19 protein-coding genes are annotated in these 19,009 nt (G+C 40.4%); 11 read left to right on the forward strand and 8 right to left on the reverse strand.

Annotation, left to right across the window (positions count from 1 at the left end; translation table 11 throughout):
- Positions 1–86 precede the first annotated feature (86 nt).
- Positions 87–1,823, forward strand: a complete 1,737-nt coding sequence (gene ltrA, locus ACE1CI_RS10065; protein ID WP_413262826.1) for a group II intron reverse transcriptase/maturase — start codon at positions 87–89, stop codon at positions 1,821–1,823.
- Positions 1,824–1,992: 169 nt separating this feature from the next.
- Positions 1,993–3,072 carry a class I SAM-dependent methyltransferase gene (locus tag ACE1CI_RS10070; protein WP_413262824.1) on the forward strand — a complete coding sequence of 360 codons (1,080 nt, stop codon included), beginning with the start codon at positions 1,993–1,995 and terminating at the stop codon, positions 3,070–3,072.
- Between the two features lie 133 nt (positions 3,073–3,205).
- Here ACE1CI_RS10070 and ACE1CI_RS10075 read toward each other — a convergent pair whose 3' ends face one another.
- A complete protein-coding gene (locus ACE1CI_RS10075; protein WP_413262825.1) occupies positions 3,206–3,514 on the reverse strand; it encodes a hypothetical protein in 309 nt (102 codons plus the stop codon).
- A gap of 227 nt (positions 3,515–3,741) precedes the next feature.
- Positions 3,742–4,059, reverse strand: a complete 318-nt coding sequence (trxA, locus tag ACE1CI_RS10080; RefSeq protein ID WP_413266163.1) for a thioredoxin — start codon at positions 4,057–4,059, stop codon at positions 3,742–3,744.
- A gap of 147 nt (positions 4,060–4,206) precedes the next feature.
- Between trxA and fabG the strand changes: the two genes are divergently transcribed.
- Positions 4,207–4,971: a 3-oxoacyl-[acyl-carrier-protein] reductase gene (gene fabG / locus ACE1CI_RS10085; protein WP_413266164.1), complete on the forward strand. Its 765-nt coding sequence runs from the start codon at positions 4,207–4,209 to the stop codon at positions 4,969–4,971.
- A gap of 65 nt (positions 4,972–5,036) precedes the next feature.
- A complete protein-coding gene (locus tag ACE1CI_RS10090) occupies positions 5,037–5,327 on the forward strand; it encodes a protealysin inhibitor emfourin (protein WP_413266165.1) in 291 nt (96 codons plus the stop codon).
- 160 nt (positions 5,328–5,487) lie between these two features.
- Here the strand turns inward: ACE1CI_RS10090 and ACE1CI_RS10095 are convergent, their stop codons facing one another.
- Entirely contained in the window at positions 5,488–6,567 is a 1,080-nt protein-coding gene (locus ACE1CI_RS10095; RefSeq protein WP_413266166.1) for a M4 family metallopeptidase, read from the reverse strand.
- A gap of 281 nt (positions 6,568–6,848) precedes the next feature.
- Positions 6,849–7,295 (reverse strand): hypothetical protein, encoded by a 447-nt coding sequence (locus ACE1CI_RS10100; RefSeq protein ID WP_413266167.1) that lies wholly within the window; start codon positions 7,293–7,295, stop codon positions 6,849–6,851.
- Between the two features lie 765 nt (positions 7,296–8,060).
- Between ACE1CI_RS10100 and ACE1CI_RS10105 the strand changes: the two genes are divergently transcribed.
- Both ACE1CI_RS10105 and ACE1CI_RS10110 read left to right on the forward strand, forming a co-directional pair.
- Positions 8,061–8,186: a hypothetical protein gene (locus tag ACE1CI_RS10105; RefSeq protein ID WP_413266168.1), complete on the forward strand. Its 126-nt coding sequence runs from the start codon at positions 8,061–8,063 to the stop codon at positions 8,184–8,186.
- Positions 8,187–8,223: 37 nt separating this feature from the next.
- Complete coding sequence (locus ACE1CI_RS10110) at positions 8,224–8,367, forward strand: hypothetical protein (protein ID WP_413266169.1); 144 nt, start codon at positions 8,224–8,226, stop codon at positions 8,365–8,367.
- Positions 8,368–8,380: 13 nt separating this feature from the next.
- On the opposite strand, the gene ACE1CI_RS10115 is transcribed toward ACE1CI_RS10110, so the two are convergent.
- A complete protein-coding gene (locus ACE1CI_RS10115; RefSeq protein ID WP_413266170.1) occupies positions 8,381–9,778 on the reverse strand; it encodes a glycoside hydrolase family 3 N-terminal domain-containing protein in 1,398 nt (465 codons plus the stop codon).
- A 227-nt stretch (positions 9,779–10,005) separates the two neighbouring features.
- Here ACE1CI_RS10115 and ACE1CI_RS10120 point away from each other — a divergent pair, with 227 nt between their 5' ends.
- Positions 10,006–12,645, forward strand: coding sequence for an MBL fold metallo-hydrolase (locus ACE1CI_RS10120; protein ID WP_413266171.1), 2,640 nt, complete (start codon positions 10,006–10,008; stop codon positions 12,643–12,645).
- Between the two features lie 47 nt (positions 12,646–12,692).
- Here ACE1CI_RS10120 and ACE1CI_RS10125 read toward each other — a convergent pair whose 3' ends face one another.
- Genes ACE1CI_RS10125 through ACE1CI_RS10135 form a run of 3 tightly spaced genes read right to left on the reverse strand, consistent with a single transcriptional unit; the run spans position 12,693 to position 14,031 of the window.
- Positions 12,693–13,025, reverse strand: coding sequence for a XisI protein (locus tag ACE1CI_RS10125; protein WP_413266172.1), 333 nt, complete (start codon positions 13,023–13,025; stop codon positions 12,693–12,695).
- Positions 13,013–13,429, reverse strand: coding sequence for an element excision factor XisH family protein (locus ACE1CI_RS10130; protein WP_413266173.1), 417 nt, complete (start codon positions 13,427–13,429; stop codon positions 13,013–13,015). Before ACE1CI_RS10130 ends, ACE1CI_RS10125 begins: the two co-directional genes overlap by 13 nt.
- A gap of 26 nt (positions 13,430–13,455) precedes the next feature.
- Complete coding sequence (locus ACE1CI_RS10135; protein WP_496615380.1) at positions 13,456–14,031, reverse strand: DUF924 family protein; 576 nt, start codon at positions 14,029–14,031, stop codon at positions 13,456–13,458.
- A 61-nt stretch (positions 14,032–14,092) separates the two neighbouring features.
- Here ACE1CI_RS10135 and ACE1CI_RS10140 point away from each other — a divergent pair, with 61 nt between their 5' ends.
- The 4 genes from ACE1CI_RS10140 to ACE1CI_RS10155 all read left to right on the forward strand — a co-directional run bounded on the left by ACE1CI_RS10140 (position 14,093) and on the right by ACE1CI_RS10155 (position 18,970).
- On the forward strand, positions 14,093–15,202 hold the full coding sequence (locus ACE1CI_RS10140) for an S-(hydroxymethyl)glutathione dehydrogenase/class III alcohol dehydrogenase (RefSeq protein WP_413266175.1): 1,110 nt from the start codon (positions 14,093–14,095) through the stop codon (positions 15,200–15,202).
- A 67-nt stretch (positions 15,203–15,269) separates the two neighbouring features.
- Positions 15,270–15,980, forward strand: a complete 711-nt coding sequence (locus tag ACE1CI_RS10145) for an MBL fold metallo-hydrolase (protein ID WP_413266176.1) — start codon at positions 15,270–15,272, stop codon at positions 15,978–15,980.
- 58 nt (positions 15,981–16,038) lie between these two features.
- Positions 16,039–16,848 carry an AAC(3) family N-acetyltransferase gene (locus ACE1CI_RS10150; RefSeq protein ID WP_413266177.1) on the forward strand — a complete coding sequence of 270 codons (810 nt, stop codon included), beginning with the start codon at positions 16,039–16,041 and terminating at the stop codon, positions 16,846–16,848.
- 622 nt (positions 16,849–17,470) lie between these two features.
- A complete protein-coding gene (locus ACE1CI_RS10155) occupies positions 17,471–18,970 on the forward strand; it encodes a phenylacetate--CoA ligase family protein (protein WP_413266178.1) in 1,500 nt (499 codons plus the stop codon).
- The last annotated feature ends 39 nt before the right edge of the window (positions 18,971–19,009 follow it).

Below are 19,009 nucleotides of genomic sequence, written 5' to 3' on the forward strand. Positions count from 1 at the left end.
GGAGATAAGCAGACGTAGGCACGTTGATTCGGATGGTAAGGCAGTAAGTAGCAATAAATATGTCTAAAGCCGAACTAAGTTTCAGGATGGAATGGATTCACGATATCCCTATTTTCAAAGGGGTAGTCCATAAAGAATGGAAAAAACTACCTTGGAGAGGAATAGAAAAGCGTGTATACAAGTTGCAAAAACGGATTTACCGAGCCGCTCAACGTGGTGATGTCAGAGTACAACGCAGACTCCAGAAAACACTGATGAAGTCCTGGTCAGCAAAATGTCTGGCGGTACGAAGGGTCACTCAGGACAATCAAGGCAAGAAAACGGCAGGAGTGGACGGGAAGAAAAGCCTATCCCCAGAAGCACGTATAAAACTGGCAAACAACCTGAGATTAACACACAATTCCAAGCCAGCACGACGGATTTGGATACCCAAACCGGGAAGAGACGAAAAAAGACCCTTGGGCATACCGACTATACATGACCGTGCATTGCAGGCACTAGTAAAACTAGCATTGGAACCAGAATGGGAGGCTCACTTCGAGCCAAACAGTTACGGTTTCAGACCAGGGCGCTCATGTCATGACGCTATCGGACAAATATATGTCAGTATCAATAAAAAGCCAAAATACGTACTAGATGCTGATATAGAAAAATGCTTCGATAGAATCAACCATCAGGCTCTTCTATCCAAATTAAATACGTTCCCTACCATGAGAAAACAAATCAAAGCATGGTTAAAAGCGGGAGCGATAGACGAGGGAACATTCACGGCTACATCTGAGGGAACCCCTCAAGGTGGAGTAATATCACCATTACTCGCCAATATAGCCCTTCATGGGATGGAATCACTAGTTAAAGAGGTGTCCAAAACCGCTTATCTAGTTCGATATGCCGATGATTTTGTGATATTACACAAAGACATAACCATAGTCCAAAGATGTAGGCAGAAGATAGAAGAATTCCTGAAAGACATGGGTTTAAGGTTGAAAGATAGTAAAACAAGAATCTCTCATACCCTCCACAAGTATGAAGGAGATATCGGATTTGACTTTCTGGGATTCAATATCCGCCAATATAAAGTGGGAAAAACTCACTATGGAAAAACAGGCGGAAGATTCAAAAGTCGAATACTAGACTTCAAAACCAACATCAAACCAAGCAAAGAGGCGTTGAAAAAACACACAACAAAAACGGGTAAAATCATTCACAAAAATAAACACCAACCACAGGCATTGCTAATCAAGCGCATCAATCCTGTAATCAAAGGGTGGAGTAACTATTACTCGTGTGTGGTCAGCAAAGAGATATTTTCCAAAGCCGACAATATTATCTATCAACAACTCAGAGCTTGGGCGGTTAGAAGAAGAGGAAGGAAAAACATTACAAAAGTAATGAAGAAGTACTTTCACACCGTCAACGGGAGAAATTGGGTCTTCTCAACAAGAGAAGAAAACCCATTAAGACTATTAAGACACGCTGAGACTCCAATAGTTCGGCACATCAAGGTAGTCGGAGATAAAAGCCCGTATGATGGGGACATCATATACTGGAGTACAAGAATGGGGCAAAACCCGGATATGCCAAAAAGGATTTCGTATCTCCTGAAGGCACAAAACGGAAGATGCGCCCACTGTGGATTACTCTTTAAAGATGGGGATTTAATGGAATTAGACCACATCATCAGAACCTCCCTTGGTGGAACTGAAAAGGTCAACAATAAACAACTTCTCCATCGACATTGCCACGACCATAAAACAGCTTGTGATAAACAAGTTACTGGCAACAAAGAATTAGAAAGGTACATTGAACAAAACCCTTTCTAATCGCCTAAACCCTACAAATGGGTAACGCGGTATGTGGTGACAAACACCGGAACAACAAGGAGCCGTATGCGGTGAAAGTCGCAAGTACGGTTTTGAATGGGAGGGTAGAGGGGTGACTCTCTACTCGACCCCTAACTCTGACAGATCTCAAGCAACGGAGACTAGCAACTTGGTCGCTTCTAAAGACACACCAGCAAAGACAGAGCAACAGCCCTTTATCACCGACCCGGCTGTACTGGAAAAAATCATTATCAGCAAGCTAAATACTCGCATTTATCCGCGTGGAGAATTGGTACTGCCTTGCGTACCATCCATGCTAGATAATTACATGAAGCGACTGGAAACACTCTTTGAAACCTTTGGTAGACCTTTTTCACAAGCAGAATTAGATCAGTTGCGTCAGATTCTTAGTAAAAGACTACAGCAAGGATTTGAAGTTTCTCCCCACTCTAACGTAATCATAAAATACGAGCCAGCCAAAGCGCCAGAAGTGGGTTTAACTTGCAACATTTCCACAGCCGTTTCTACAGTTGCAGACCAATATAAAAGCTGGGTAGAAAACAGAAAACCCCCCTTATTTGGTTCTCATCCAGATGCCAAAGTCATGTCTGTGGTATCAGAAATGAACCAAGACCCTAGTACTACACCAATTTTAGACGTAGGAGCCGGAACAGGTCGCAACACATTGCCATTAGGAAGACAGGGTTATTTAGTTCACGCTGTAGAACTAACACCCGCTTTTGTCCAACAAATTCAAGCAGCTGTAGAAGCAGAAAGTTTGCCAATAGTAGTTACTGAAGGTAACATTCTCGACCCAATGGTAAGAATGCGACCTGCACACTATAAATTAGCAATTGTTTCCGAAGTAATTTCCCATTTTCGCGATGCAGACCAACTGCGACTTTTGCTAGCCAAAATGAGTGATGTCTTGCGTTCAGGTGGCTTATTACTATTTAATACTTTCTTAGCTGTTGATGGTTATGAACCCGATCGCACTGTCAGAGAAATGGCAGAAATTGCTTGGTCATCTGTATTTACAAGAGCAGATTTAAAATCAGCAATGGAAGGTTTACCATTGGAAATAATTTCCGATGAACCAGTATTTGAATATGAAAAAGAAAATTTACCAGAAGAAGCTTGGCCTCCCACAGGTTGGTTTATTAATTGGTCAACTGGTAGAGATCTTTTCCCCATAGCTAATGGTAGACCACCAATGGAATTACGCTGGTTACTTTGCAAACGTACTTAAACTAATTGTAGGGTGCGTTAACGCAGTGTAACGCACCAATAATTTTTTTTACTAATTGTAGGGTGCGTTAACGCAGTGTAACGCACCAATAATTTACATAAAGCTGATTTTTTAGAGTTAGCGATCGCTCTTTTCAACCATTCCCCAAAGTCAAAATACCTGATAACATATCCACCACCAACCGCCGACTTTTCAACCATTGCCGACCAATTAAAATTTCATTTTTATCGATAAAATAATCTCCACTCTCAGGCTCAACAGCAATATACCAGTTGTAATGAGTTTTAATTAACTCTGGTTGCACTCGTTTAAAAATTACTTCGCATCGCTGACGGAAGGCTTTACTTTCAGCTTGCCATTGTGCTTTCCTTTCCTCAGACCATTGGATTTCTGGAAAAATTCTGCCTCGCCGTACCACCCGATTAGATTTAGTTTCAGCCATTGTCTTTCCTATGAAAAAATTTTAGTTTAAGTAGGTAGATCTAAATAATGTAAAACTCTCGTCGGGCTCTCCTGCCCACCCCACAAGATTTTCAGCTTTCTTGTGGGGTGGGCAGGAGAGCCCGCCCCATTGATAGATAATTATTTTCACTTTATTTATTTGCACCTACTTAATTATAAAACCACCCGAAAGAGAAAATCGGGTGGCTTAAGTAAATTATCCATCAATTAAATCAAAGCTTGTAAACGTTGAATTAGTTGTGCTGGCTGAAGCACTCCTTCAATTCTGTCTACAGGTTCGGCATTTTTAAACAGGATTAAAGTTGGCAAAGCGTAAATATTATGTTGCGATGCTAACTGAGGATACTTTTCGGAATCAATTTTTACAATTCTTAATCGATCGCTCAACTGAGCATTCACATCTTCTAAAATCTTTGCCATCATTTTACAAGGGCCACACCACTCAGCGTAAAAATCCACCAACACAGGCAAATCGGACTGACTTAACAAATCGTCAAAACTTGTGAACTCTTGTTTTGTCGCCATATAATAAAACCCCTTTTTGAACAACCATAAATACATCCTAATTCCTTATTTAAAAAATTCTGTCCGACTAGGGTACAAATCAACCTAAGATAGTTAGCGCAGTGTTTTTACTTACTGTGGCATTCAGACAGAAAAGAGGAATTTTTCATGGAACCATTGCCAGAGGATCTTCAGCGTTTACGTGGACAAGTTGCTATTGTTACTGGTGCATCACGGGGAATTGGTCGCGCCATTGCTTTAGCGTTAGCCGCAGAAGGCGCAAAAGTGGTAGTTAACTACGCTAGTTCCAGTACCGCAGCTGAAGAAGTGGTAGCCAAAATTAACAGCATGGGGTGTGAAGCGATCGCCTTACAAGCAGATGTTTCGCAAGCTGAACAAGTAGACAGTCTCCTCAATACTGTTATGGAAAAGTGGGGTCGCTTCGATGTGTTAGTTAATAATGCCGGAATTACCCGCGATACACTTTTATTACGCATGAAACCAGAAGATTGGCAAGCGGTAATTGACCTGAATTTAACAGGCGTTTTCCTCTGTACTCGCGCCGTTAGTAAAGTAATGTTGAAACAACGTTCTGGTCGAATTGTTAATATTACTTCTGTGGCTGGACAAATGGGAAATCCTGGTCAAGCAAATTATAGTGCTGCTAAAGCTGGCGTAATTGGTTTTACTAAAACTATTGCCAAAGAATTTGCTAGTCGGGGAATTACAGTAAATGCTGTTGCACCAGGATTTATTGAAACAGATATGACCAGCAATTTAAAATCTGAGGAAATCCTCAAATATATTCCTTTAGGACGTTACGGAAAACCAGAAGAAATTGCTGGTATGGTGCGTTTTTTAGCTGCCGATCCTGCTGCCGCTTATATTACTGGACAAGTGTTTAATGTCGATGGTGGTATGGTGATGGCCTAACTAATTTTAGATTTTAGATTGAGAACCTAAAATCTAAAATCCAGTAATTACCAATCTCTTTAATTATGCGGGTAATTTTTGAACGTACTGGTGGTTTTGCCGGAATACGGATGACAAAAACAATTGATATTGATACGCTTCCAGAAAGCGAAAGAAATCACCTACAGCTGTTAATTGAGGCAGCTGATTTCTTTGAATTACCTGAAATTATAACTTCTGCTAATTCTCAACCCGATCGCTTCCAGTACCAAATCACTGTAGAAAAAAGTCAGCGACAACACAGAGTTAGAGTTAGCGAACAAGCAGTTCCAGATACTTTAAGACCCTTTTTAGAATGGCTGATAAGAGCAAAGTGATTAGGGACTGGGGACTGGGGACTAGGGCGGGGTTAGGGGTTAGGGGTTAGGGGTTAGGGAGGTGGGCAGTTTTGAATTTTCCTCTCCTGGAGCCCCTCTGCGCCTCTGCGCCTGGAGCCCCTCTGCGCCTCTGTGCCTGGAGCCCCTGGAGCCTCTGCCTCTAGAGTACTCCTACTTGTTGCCAAGCGTTACGGACTGCTTTTTGTTCTAAACTTTCAGGGCCATATAATTCGCCTGCGATCGCAATAATTGTATTAGCAGCACGTCTAAAATTAGCTCTAGAACGTAAGCGATCGCGCAAAGCAATATACCAAATTCTTCCGGCTTTTTCCCAAGCATAACCGCCTATTTCGATCGCAGCTAAATAAAAAGCACGGTTAGGAATTCCTGAATTTATATGCACCCCACCATTATCATCTCGACCTCGATATTGGTCTTTAACATTTGCAGGTTGGGGGTCTTTACCAAGTAAAGGATCGTTGTATGCTGTTCCTGGTTCTTTCATGGAACGAATACCCACACCATTGATTTTTTCGGTAAACAAACCTTCGCCAATAATCCAATCAGCTTGCTCTGCGGTTTGATTGAGCAGTCTTTGTTTTACTAAAGCCCCAAAAACATCAGAAAAAGATTCATTTAAAGCCCCTGATTCCCCATAATAAATTAAAGCCGCTTCGTTCTCTGTTACTCCATGAGTTAACTCATGAGCAATCACATCAACAGCTTTAGTAAACCGATTAAAAATTTGCCCATCTCCATCACCGTAAACCATTTGATTACCATTCCAAAAAGCGTTGTCATAATTTACGCCATAATGAACGGTAGAATCTAAACGCATACCGCGATCGTCGATGGAATTGCGATCGTAAATATCACGGAAAAAATCGTAAGTCGCGCCCGAACCATCATAAGCTTCATTTACCGCTAAATCACCTGTTGGCGGATCGTTTTCCACACGCACCAAAGTTCCTGGTAACTCAATCCCATTTTTCGCATCATAAATAGTGCGGCGTTTTTCCCCTGCTGGGGTCATTAATGAAATCCCACCAATTGCTTCCCTTCGTCCGCGAAACTGCTCGGAAACTATTAATGTTTGAAAAGCCCAATTACGTTGTTCATCTGTTCCATTTATAGCGATTTCCCTCAGCATATAGGGAGGAACAATGCAGCAAATTGGACAAATACACTTCCGACTATGGGAAGATGTTGATTTGGTAAATTTTTTCTTTTTCACACTCATAAATTATCTCCTGGGTAAATCGATTTTTGATGGTAGAGTTTAGATTGGTATTTTGCACCCAGAAGTATAGACTAACTAATGCAAAATGGAAAATTTAAAGTTCTAAAAAGTTTGAACAATTAATCTGCAACGGTTGATGAAACAGCTATTATTAAATTTTCAATAAAAAGAGGAATTTGGGATGGGAATTGAGAAAATTTTATTCCTAAAACTTAGCGAGCCGTAGGGTGCGTTAGTTGTAACGTAACGCACCATTCGCTTCACACTCAAAAATCAGTTGCCTATGATTTTGTATTCAGACGTACAGGAGGTGCAGCTGCTGCACCATAATTTACTCGGCAACCAAGATTGAATACACTAGAGCCACATTCTAAAGGTACTACTTCACCTCTGAGCATGGCGCTACAGCTTACGTAACCGTCGCTATTGGTGTCCTTGATCATACATTCAATGGGTTGAGCATTGGCGTGTTTAGACCAATCTCTCATCCCCATACTGGCAATTATGTGTGCCCAAAAGAAATTAAGGGTAAATATGCCAATAGCAAAGATAGCTAAAATTGTACCGATGATTCCTGCTTTCACTTTCCAATTATTGAAAAATCCACTTACTTTAGCTTGAACTGGTTGTGTTGCCGAGGGAGTTGTAACTGTAGGAGTGGCAACAGGGGTTGAAGTTACAACGGTCGGAGATTGATTAGTTGTTTGTTCTGGTTGAGTTTCAGACATGGGAGCTTTCCTAATCCATTAACTCAGACTAAACTGGTCAGCGACCACGATCGGGGAAAGTAGTCACAGGACAACTGTAACATCTCCCATTGTGAGCTTCACTGCTCTGAAAAACTTACCCAAATCTAACTAAACTTGTTAATCTGACGTGGTGTTTTCTTCCTGCTTCCACCAAGGGTGTCGGCACCAACTTGTCCGCAGGCGTTATCTCTTTTCAGGTCGAGCCGACCTTACTTTTTCTTGAGGGGCATTTTCCAAATTCAGCGAGGCAATTCATCCGACATTTTTAGGTAAAACTTGCTGAGTATGTTCCAGATGTCTCACACAATACATTCTAGAAAAACTTGTTGTTTCCAACAACAACAGCACCCAAACTGGACTTACCGAGTGATTTCCTCTGTTAGTTAATTCAACTTGGAGAGACAATGAAAAACTTAGCTTCTGTTGTCTTACTCCCCTTTTTGCAGTTGAGGAAATATCAGTTTTCTAGTTGTTGAGTGCTGTTGTTAGTTAACACAAGAGATAGTAAAAGAAACAGCTTTTTTCCTCCTTAATTCAATAGTGGGCTTAGGCTGTAATCTTTATCTGAGAAGCTCTTGAAGCTTCTATTATTAATTTACCATCTTCCTAAAGATTTGCTTGGAAATGATAAATAACTTTACTTTTCCCTTGAAAGGAAATAATCAGACTATCTCAACTATAGGGAAATAATTCTGGGGAAAGGTTTTCTGCAAAGCCTCGTAACGCATGGGGGTTAGGATCGGGATGATGATAAGCAGGCGATCGCTAACACAGAGAATGTTAAAGAAAGCTCGTGCTATTAGATACCAAGTGCGATCGCAAATCATGTCATGTCTGACGATAGAACAAATAGGAGAAACGGAATACTAAGCTTGTGGGATAACCTGTTTTGTGTGAGTGCAAAGTTATGACATCAGATATTCATGAAGACGATCGCCAAGAAAGCGGTAGATACGATCCTCAAGATAATCCGGGAACCGTTGGCAGCAACAAGATATCAAGCTTTCCTAACTTCCGGGGAACGAAAGAAACAAAATTTTATTACCTTTAGCTTTCAGGCTTTCTTACTTTATCACTGAATAAAAGCGATCGAGTCTTTCCTGACTCTTTCCTAATACTTGTGTATCTAATTTCCCGGTTTTTGCTGCTTTCATTAAGGCATACATCGCATCGTAATATAAATCTTTATCATAAGAGAGCAAAATCAAATCTACCCCAGCATTAATCGATTTCACAGTAGCATTTTCTATGCCATCTTTGCTCCCATAAACCGCTTGCATTCCAAAATCATCGGTAATTAAAATACCATTATGTTGCCAGTTTTGGCGAATAATATCTGTCACTACTTTATGAGAAAAAGAAGCGGCATTTACTGGATCTACTGCCATTAATTTAGCGTGTCCAATCATCGTAAATGCTTGGGTATTTTTCATCACTTCCCGAAAGGGAACCCAATCATCATTAGTTAAATCTGCTAAAGAAGCATTTAATTCGGCTTCCGCAATATGGGTGTCAGTTTTGACTCTTCCTAAACCGGGGAAATGTTTAATTGTACATTTAACGTTGTATTTTTCTAATGTTTGGCAATACCACAAAGCAACTTTAGCGACGACTTCTTTATTTTCCGAAATCGCACGGTAGTTAATCTTAGAATATTTATCATTAACAACTCTGATTCCTTTGTTTAAATCAACTACTGGCGCAAAATTCAAATTCACCCCAATTTCTGCTAATTCTTGCCCTTGTTTAGCTGCATATTCAATGACTTTCTGTTTTTGTTGGTCGAGGTTTTTTTCATCATCAATTATTCTGGCTAAAGAAGGTAATTTAGTTAAGGGTGGTGATAATCTTGATACTATGCCTCCTTCTTGATCGGCAGCAACTAAAAGAGGAGGTAAACCTTGACTTTTGCGAATTTCTTGTAAGGTTTTAATTTCTTGTTTTACTTGCTCTTTCGTTTTGCCGATCACATTTCTGTTGGTGATAAAAACTCCCGCTACTCCTTGTTTTTCCACTAATAATTTTAGTTCTTCAAAATCTCTGTAACCAATGACGAAATGCTGACCTAAATTGACAATTTTTGGAGTTTCGGGAGTTTTGGGAGTTTTGGGGGTTTTGGGGGTTTTGGGAGTTTTGGAGGTTTTGGGGGTTTCTGGGGTTGCAGAGGTTAAATTTTCTAAGACAGTTTGTTTGGTTAACAAGAAATTTACTTGGGAAGCTGTAGCAATAGAAAGACTCAACCAAGCTAAGGCTACAATTATTACGCTAAGTCGTCTTCCTTTGCGGTGAAAGATTTTGTGAAAAGCCCAAATTTCTGTAAGAATTAGGAAGCTACTAAGAATGATAATTAGCCAAAATAAAAAGGTTCCCCAATCTGACCAAGCAGGGGTTCTAAAATAGAAAGCTAGGAAAAAAACACCAGAGGCTAAAGCTATTCTCAGTAGTCTACTTGAATTACTCATAAAAAAAGTACACCCCAACCTATCCTTACACCTAACTTTTTAGCTAAAATGCCCTTGGGCACCAACTTTGATTAAAACAATTCAATCTTGGGAGAGATGACAAGCTATTTTAATACTAAATTAGCTAAATTAATCTGCAACCAGAAACCTGTTTTGGGTGTTAGAGTCGTTGCAGTGACAAACTAGCAGTATCTTAAACTAAAAGTACGATTAGCGATCGCACAGCGATGCCAATGCCGAATATGATTGATGCTACTATTTCTGCCCAAACCTCTGATACTGAGACTTTTAACTGCACTTGGAGCGGAGAAATTTGTTCGATCGAAGGCGTAATGTACCTTCAATGTTCGGACAGCACACGCTTTCGCGTCGCACAAAAACTCCCCGAATGGAAGGAAGGAAAGCGCAGTTGGCAAATTATCCCCAGCACTGATTCTACAGGCGAAGTGTCTCAGGTGACGCTGGTTAGTTCGGAAGAATTAACCAGTGAAACAGAAGCAGCGGATATCTGTCAGTTAGTGGGAAGGGTGGTACAACTTGGTAAACGCAACTCTTTAGTTCAGTTTAAGATCAAGCGATCGGAACAAAAAACTATCAAGCTGACTTTACTGAATTCCCAAAATCTTAATCTGAAACTAAGTCAATTGCTCAAAGTGCAAGCGCAACGAGTGGGAAAATTTTTGCAAATTTTGAGTGCAGTATCTGTTGACGAAAATCAGGAAAGCAGTGGAGAATATCAAATTACACCTGTCTCAATTTTGCCAACTGTAGAACCTTCTAAAAAGTTACCATCGCCAGAATCTCCACCGCCAAATGATGCTGCTTTAACTGCACTTTTTGAAGAAACAAAAGAGTCAGGTTGGCAACTTGCGCCAGCAATCAAACGGCGTGATGGTTGGGAGTGGGAAGCAGTTTTGCCAACGACGGGAAAACGTGCCAGAGTATTGATTAAAGGGGAAAAAATTAAAGTTTATGAATATGCACCAGAGATTAAAGAAATAGTTGATAAGGCAAGCGATCGCGAAATAAAATTTGATGCTCAAGATAAAGTAAATACTAGATTAATTGTCCGTCCTTTGGGTGCAGCAAAGGGAATTGGTGCTTCTTGTTTTCAAGTATTTATTGGCCCTTATGAAATTGTAATGGATTGTGGCACTCGTCCGAAAGGTTACGATCCTTTGCCAGCATTAGATTATTTACAAAACCCAAATTTACTGTTAATTACTCATGCTCATCAAGATCATATTGGTGCAGTTCCGGTGTTTCATGCTCAGTTTCCGGGTGTCAGAATGATTTGCACTCCGGGAACGCGAGAAATTGCTCATGTGATGTTACAAGATTGTTTGAAAATTCAGCAAATGACTGAAGATTCGCCGGAACTTTTTGATGAGACAGATTTAGAAAGAACTTTGTTTCGGTTAGAAACTCAACCAATTGGAGTAGATTTTGAACCTTTACCGGGATTAAAGGTAAGATTTATTAATGCTGGTCATATTGTCGGTGCTGCTTGTATTTATATGCAGTATCGCGATCGATCTATACTCTACACTGGGGATTACAATACTACTTCGAGTCGGACAACGGAAGGTTTAAAATTAGCAGATTTGCCGAAAGCAGATATGTTAATTACTGAGTCAACTTATGGCGCAGATAACCATCCTAACCGGAAAGCGCAAGAGAGTGCTTTGTTGGAAGCGATCGCAGAAGTCGTGAAAAAAGGCGGTAATGTTTTAGTTCCAGCTTTTGCATTAGGAAGAGCACAAGAAATCATTTTAGCAATTCGCACATCGTCGGTATTTCATAATCTAAAAATTCCCATTTATGTTGATGGGTTAGTCAGAGCAGTTACCGATGTTTTTCGAGACAATTTAAGCTTACTTCCCCAATCAGTCAAAAACTTCGCGCAACAAAAACAAGAACCTTTCTTCGATCCTAATTCTACTACTTCTCCCGTCATCCCCATTACTTCGCCTAGACAACGACCTTTAGTAATGACAAAACCCTGTGTAATTATTGCTAGTTCCGGGATGTTAACGGGTGGTCCTTCAATTTATTATGCTACTACTTTGTTAGAAAGAGAAAACGCCGCTATTTTCATTTCTGGTTACACTGACGAAGAAAGTCCTGGTCGTTTGTTGCAAAGTCTCAACACAGGAGATACGGTAACATTAGAAGGCAGAGAGATAAATGTAAAAGCGCAAATTCGCAAATTTAACCTAAGTGCTCATGCGGACAAAGTGGGGTTAACTCAAGTAATTCATCGGGTAAATCCCCAGCATTTAATATTAATTCACGGTTCCCACGAAGCATTACATGAATTGTCGCGTGCTGGAGATTTAAAAGAGAAATATTATGTTCATATTCCCTCAGTTGGAGATGAAATTGTTTATGGACAAGCGCCGGGACATTTAAGTGCGAGAAAGTTGGTACAATTTGATTTACCGACAGAGTTTGAAGTGAATGTAGAAGCAGAAGTCGAAGGTGCTTGGATTAGGATACCGGAAGAAATTGTGGAATCAGATCCGCGTTGGCAACTGTTAGCTGGAAACGGGATTTTAAAAGCGAGATGGGAAGGTTTTCATTTAAAACTTAGTCCACTAACGCAGAAAGATATTGTGGTGGAGGAGGCGATCGCATCTGGGGAAGATTGTTGTGCAGTGTGTAACTTTTTCCGCGCCGGAAAATGCCAATCAGAAGAAAGTCCATTGTTTAGTTTTTCCGTAGATCCTACTAGTAAATGTTTAGAATTTATCAGACGGGGTGTAGTAGTTGAAACCTACTTAGAACCGGAAGATGAAGAGGAAATTTTCGCAGAAGAGGACGAAGAAATGGATGATTTTTACTTGCTTCCTGAAGACGAAAATTGAAAACTGTAGAGACGTTATATATAACGTCTCTACAGTTAGGTGTAAAACTAACCAACCGCAAAATCTGTATATTGACGCATAACAGGTGGATCTAAACCCAAAACAATATCTTGCTTTGGTACACCAAGATCAACTAATTTATTAGCAATACCAACCTCAGTTCCGTCCTGCTGCACCCAAATTTTACCATTAATAATATCCAGATGCAGAACAACTCCATAAACTCGTTTTGATCCTTGCCAACCTACATAAACAAGTTGATAACGATCGCGTTCGGTATCAAAAATTGTTTCTGCTTTAATGCGATCGTCCCAAACTAATTTAGAATGTTCAACAAGCAACTGTTGAATATAATTTCGATAGGTTTCTAAGGTTGCCATCGCTCAATTACCTCCAGTTCAGGATTGTAGCTTAATATATAGAGTTGATTTTGTTGCACAACTTCTTGAATAAACGGTGCAAGGAAGAATTGCTCGTAAATATTATTGGGTACTGCTAAATAAAGAATTCGCTCTTTTTCTTGAGTTAATAACGCTGCACGATAGGCGATAAATTGTCCCAAAGCTCCATAAAATTCGGAAATTTTAGATGGACTAAGAAAACTTTTAATCTCAACAGCAATTTTCCGTTCACCTTTTTCCGCCGCAATCACTTTTTCTGCACCTAAATCAATTGCTAAAGCAAAACTACCAGCTTGTAAAGGATAAGGATCGTGAGTAATTGACCATCCATCTTTTTGTAGTGCAGTTTTAACAACTGTGTGAAAAGCATCTTTAGCAGACATAACTATTTTTATTTTACAATAATTGTTTAAAAAGAAGATCCCGGTTGTTTTAAAAACTCAGCTTCTTCCGGCGTTGTCTCCCTGCCTAAAATTTGATTGCGATGAGGAAACCTACCGAAACGCTCAATTATTTTTAAATGTTGGATGGCATAATCAATACAATTAAGACTATCAGGATCGTCGCCTAATTGTTCAAATAATGCCAAAGATTGACGCTGATGTTCTAAATTTTCGCTATGCTGAAACGGTAAGTAAAAAAACCAGCGTTGTACGGGCAAAAATTGGCGATCGAACCCTCGTTCAACAGCATATTGCGCCAAAGCGAGTGCTTGCGGATCGGTAACAAAAGCTTTTGGACGATCGCGAAACATATTCCGAGGAAATTGATCGCACAAAATAATAAATGCTAAACAACTTTCTGGTAAATCTTGCCAATGATTAAGATTACCAGATGCCGCTAATTCATAATCAGATAAAAAGCGGGTTTTCACTAGTTGGTCAAATTCTGAGTTTCTGCTAAACCAAATATTGCGAGGTTTGCCATAATTGGATCGATCGGGCGTACCGAACCAAAAGTTTAAAATTTCCTGAAAATTCGCCATAATTAATTGAGATTGCTAGACTGTTTGATATTATTTAAAAACCAGATAAGCGGAAGAAAAGATGAAAGTAAAAGCAGCAGTTGCCCATAGTGCCAAACAACCTTTAAGCATTGAAATCGTTGATTTAGAAGGGCCAAAAGAAGGGGAAGTTTTGGTAGAAATTAAAGCAAGTGGAGTATGTCATACTGATGCTTATACTCTTTCCGGTGCCGATCCAGAAGGACTTTTTCCTGCTATTTTAGGGCATGAAGGGGCAGGAATTGTGGTGGAAGTGGGATCGGGGGTGAAAAGTTTACAAAAGGGCGATCGCGTAATTCCTCTTTACGTACCCGAATGTCGCAATTGCAAATTTTGTCTTTCCGGCAAAACAAATCTCTGTCAAGCTATTAGAGAAACCCAAGGAAAAGGCGTAATGCCAGATGGTAGCAGTCGCTTTTCTTTAAATGGCAAAATGCTACATCATTATATGGGAACTTCAACTTTTGCTAATTATACAGTAGTTCCCGAAATTGCCTTAGCAAAAATTCGGGAAGATGCACCTTTAGAAAAAGTTTGTTTGTTAGGATGTGGCATTACAACTGGAATTGGTGCAGTAATTAATACAGCAAAAGTGCAAGTTGGAGATAATGTTGTAGTTTTCGGTTTAGGAGGAGTTGGTTTAAGTGTAATTCAAGGTGCTAAATTAGCTGGTGCTAACATGATTATTGGGGTAGATATTAACCCAAATAAAAAGGCATTAGGGGAAAAATTAGGGATGACTCATTTTGTAAATCCTAAAGAAGTAGAAGGCGATTTAGTTCCTTATTTGGTAAACTTAACTAATGGCGGTGCTGACTTTAGTTTTGAATGTATTGGCAATGTCAAAATCATGCGTCAAGCATTAGAATGTTGTCACAAAGGTTGGGGAACTTGTGTAATTGTTGGCGTTGCTGGCGCTGGCGAAGAAATTTCTACTCGTCCGTTTCAATTAGTTACTGGACGAACTTGGAAAGGTACAGCTTTTGGTGGGACAAAAGGACGCACACATCTGCCAAAAATTGTTGATTGGTATATGGAAGGTAAAATAAATATTGATGATTTAATTACCGAATTCATGCCCATTGAAGATATTAACAGAGCTTTTGACTTAATGCACGCAGGTAAATCAATTCGGAGTGTGGTTACTTTTTAGATCCAATGACAGGCAATGACAGGCAGGATGCCTGTCCTACAAGATGGAAGATTCTTACCAATGACAAATGACAAATAAACAAATGACTGAATCAGGAATTTTTGTACATCAATTTGAACTTGGGCCTTGGGATAATTTTATCTACTTGATTGGCGATCGCGCAACTCGTACCTGTGCGGTAGTCGATCCAGCTTGGGACGCACCCACAATATTAACAGAAGCGGAAAAATTGGATGTGAAAATTACTCACATTCTCTGCACTCATAGTCACTTCGATCATGTTAATCGAGTCAACGAAATTTTAGAAGCAACTGACGCGCCAGTTCACATGATGGGAGAAGAAATCGATTTTTCAGGGTTTAAATGTGAAAACTTAGTGCGTCATTCTCCCAGCGATAGTTTAGCGATCGGTCAACATTTAGAAATTACCATGATGCACACACCCGGACATACTCCCGGATGCACAAGTTACCGTATTCCTGATGCTTTAGTCACCGGAGATACGCTGTTTGTAAATGGTTGTGGACGCTGTGACTTTGTTGGCGGCGATCCCGAAAGAATGTTTTACACATTGCAAGATTTAGTGAGAAAATTACCGCCAGAAACCACCATGTACCCAGGTCATAATTACGGTGACAAACCAACAACAACCTTAGATATGCAACTGCAAACAAATCCCTACTTACTCTTACCCACAGTCAAAGATTTTGTCAGTCACAGAATGCAAGGAAAAACCCCCAATACACCACTTCCCCCCGAACCAAAATGGCATTCTTAAATGCTCTCTTTCTTTCCTTCGCGTTCTTCGCGTCTTCGCGGTTAAATAAAAAGAAATTATGAGTGAATCAGAAGCGATCGCAAAAACCCCATCCCCGCGAACCCTAGAAACCTTAAAAAACGACTTCCGTCAACTTGGATTACAACCAGGAATGACAGTAATAGTACACAGTTCCCTTAGTTCTTTAGGTTGGGTTTGTGGAGGTTCAGTAACAGTTATTCAAGCTTTAATGGATGTCATTACGCCAAATGGTACATTAGTAATGCCTACCCATTCTGGCGAACATTCCGATCCAGCTACTTGGCAAAATCCACCTGTTCCGAGTGATTGGTGTTCAATTATTCGGGAAAATATGCCAGCTTTTGATCCTCAAATAACACCCACAAGGGGTATGGGAAAAATTGTCGAAACCTTTCGGAGTTATCCCAAAGTTTTGCGAAGTTATCATCCAGCAGTTTCCTTTGCAGCTTGGGGAAAACACGCCGAAACTATTACCAAAAATCACTCTTTAGATTACTCCCTTGGTGAATCTTCTCCTTTAGCTCGCCTTTATGATTTAGATGGTTGGATATTATTATTAGGAGTAACTTACGATAGTTGTACTTGTCTGCATTTAGCTGAATATAGAGTACCACATAAAAAAGAAGCTCTGCGTGGTACAGTGGTTTTGGAAGGCGATCGCCGAGTTTGGAAAAATTACCAAGATATTGAATATAATCAAGACAGTTTTGAGCAACTAGGTGCTGCTTTTGAACAGACTCAATCTGTCAAAATTTCGGCAGTTGGTTCAGCAGAAGCGAGATTTTTTCCAGTTAAGTCAGCAGTAGATTTTGCGGTAGATTGGTTGAGTAATAAATTAAATTACTAGTTATGAGCTTAAGCGTTTTCGATCCCCCTAAATCCCCCTTACCAAGGGGGACTTTGAATTCAGTTTCCACCTTGGTAAGGGAGACTTGGAATTCAGTTCCCACCTTGGTAAGGGAGACTTGGAATTCAGTTTCCACCTTGGTAAGGGAGACTTGGAATTCAGTTCCCACCTTGGTAAGGGAGACTTGGAATTCAGTTCCCCCCTTGATAAGGGAGACTTGGAATTCAGTTTCCACCTTGGTAAGGGGGACTTGGAATTCAGTTTCCACCTTGGTAAGGGGGACTTGGAATTCAGTTCCCACCTTGGTAAGGGAGACTTGGAATTCAGTTCCCACCTTGGTAAGGGAGACTTGGAATTCAGTTCCCACCTTGGTAAGGGGGACTTGGAATTCAGTTCCCACCTTGGTAAGGGGGACTTGGAATTCAGTTCCCACCTTGGTAAGGGAGACTTGGAATTCAGTTCCCACCTTGGTAAGGGGGACTTGGAATTCAGTTCCCCCCTTGGTAAGGGGGACTTGGAATTCAGTTCCCACCTTGGTAAGGGGGACTTGGAATTCAGTTTCCACCTTGGTAAGGGGGGTTAGGGGGGATCAACAATATGTGGAACTAAAGTAGAGGGAAAAATGCAAGAATCACAACGTCAAAGATCGTTGCAAGCGTTAGAACAATTTCTCGCCACTCCCTTAACAGATTTACTGCAAAAAGATAATGCTAAAAATGCGGAATCTGCAACTTTAACTTTGTTTCATTCCGTCGCTGCTACCGTTCCCGCTTACCAAGCGTTTTTAAAAGCACAAAATATTAACCCGGAAACTATTCAAAGTTTAGCTGATTTCTCCCAATTACCGCAAGTTACTAAAGAGAATTATCTAAAAGTATACTCATTAGCTCAATTATGCAAAAACGGAAAAATAGAAAGTTGCGATTTAATTGCTGCTTCCTCTGGTTCTACTGGTAAACCCACGTTTTGGCCTAGATTTTTCAGCGATGAGTTAGCAATTACTACTAGGTTTGAGCAAATATTTCATGATAGCTTTTTTGCTGATACTCGCCGGACTTTAGCTGTGGTTTGTTTTACTTTGGGAACTTGGGTAGGCGGTTTATTCACAACTAATTGTTGCCGCTATCTTGCTAGTAAAGGTTATCCGATTACAGTAATTGCACCGGGAAATAACAAAGAAGAAATTTTCCGAGTTGTGCAAGAGTTGGGGAGTGCTTTTGAACAGGTGGTTTTGTTGGGATATCCGCCATTTATTAAAGATGTGGTTGATACGGGAATTGCGCGAGGCGTTGAATGGCAGAAATATAATATTAAAATGGTGTTTGCGGGGGAAGTTTTTAGCGAGGAATGGCGGAGTTTAGTTGGGGAAAGAGTGGGATCGACTAATTTTTGTTATGACTCTGCTGCACTTTATGGAACTGCTGACGCGGGAGTTTTGGGAAATGAAACACCTTTGAGTATTTGTATTCGTCGTTGGTTGGCGAATCATCCCGAAGCGGCAAAAAGTTTGTTTGGAGAATCGCGTTTACCGACTTTGGTACAGTACGATCCTTTGAGTCGGTTTTTTGAAGTGGAAAATGGGCAATTGTTGTTTTCTGGGGATAATGGAATTCCTTTAATTAGATACAATATTTTAGATACTGGTGGGATAATTCCTTATGATGAAATGTTGAGGCTTTTGGGAGAATACGGGTTCGATCCGTTAACTGCTTTGACGCAAGAAAGAGGAGTTAGGGAATTACCTTTTGTTTATGTTTTTGGCCGATCGAATTTTACAGTTTCCTATTTCGGTGCTAATATTTACCCGGAAAATGTCACCGTTGGATTGGAACAACCTGTGATTAAAGAATGGGTAACGGGGAAGTTTGTTTTGCAGGTGAAAGAAGATGCCGATCGCAACAAGTCCCTCTCAATTGTGGTAGAGTTAGCACCAGGAATCGAAGCTAGCAAAGATAAGAAATTGGCGATCGCAAAGTCCATTCTTTCCCAACTGCGCCGACTCAACAGCGAATTTGCCAACTATGTTCCCGAAACATATCAAATGCCCCAAGTCACACTTACTCCTACAGGAGATCCAGAGTATTTCCCGATCGGCGTTAAGCATCGCTACACCCGCAACTAACACATTCAAAAAGGTACGTTGTTGCGCTTTAGCGCCTCT

The organism is Floridaenema flaviceps BLCC-F50 (genome assembly GCF_041929275.2).
In the GTDB taxonomy this organism is placed as follows: domain Bacteria; phylum Cyanobacteriota; class Cyanobacteriia; order Cyanobacteriales; family Aerosakkonemataceae; genus Floridanema; species Floridanema flaviceps.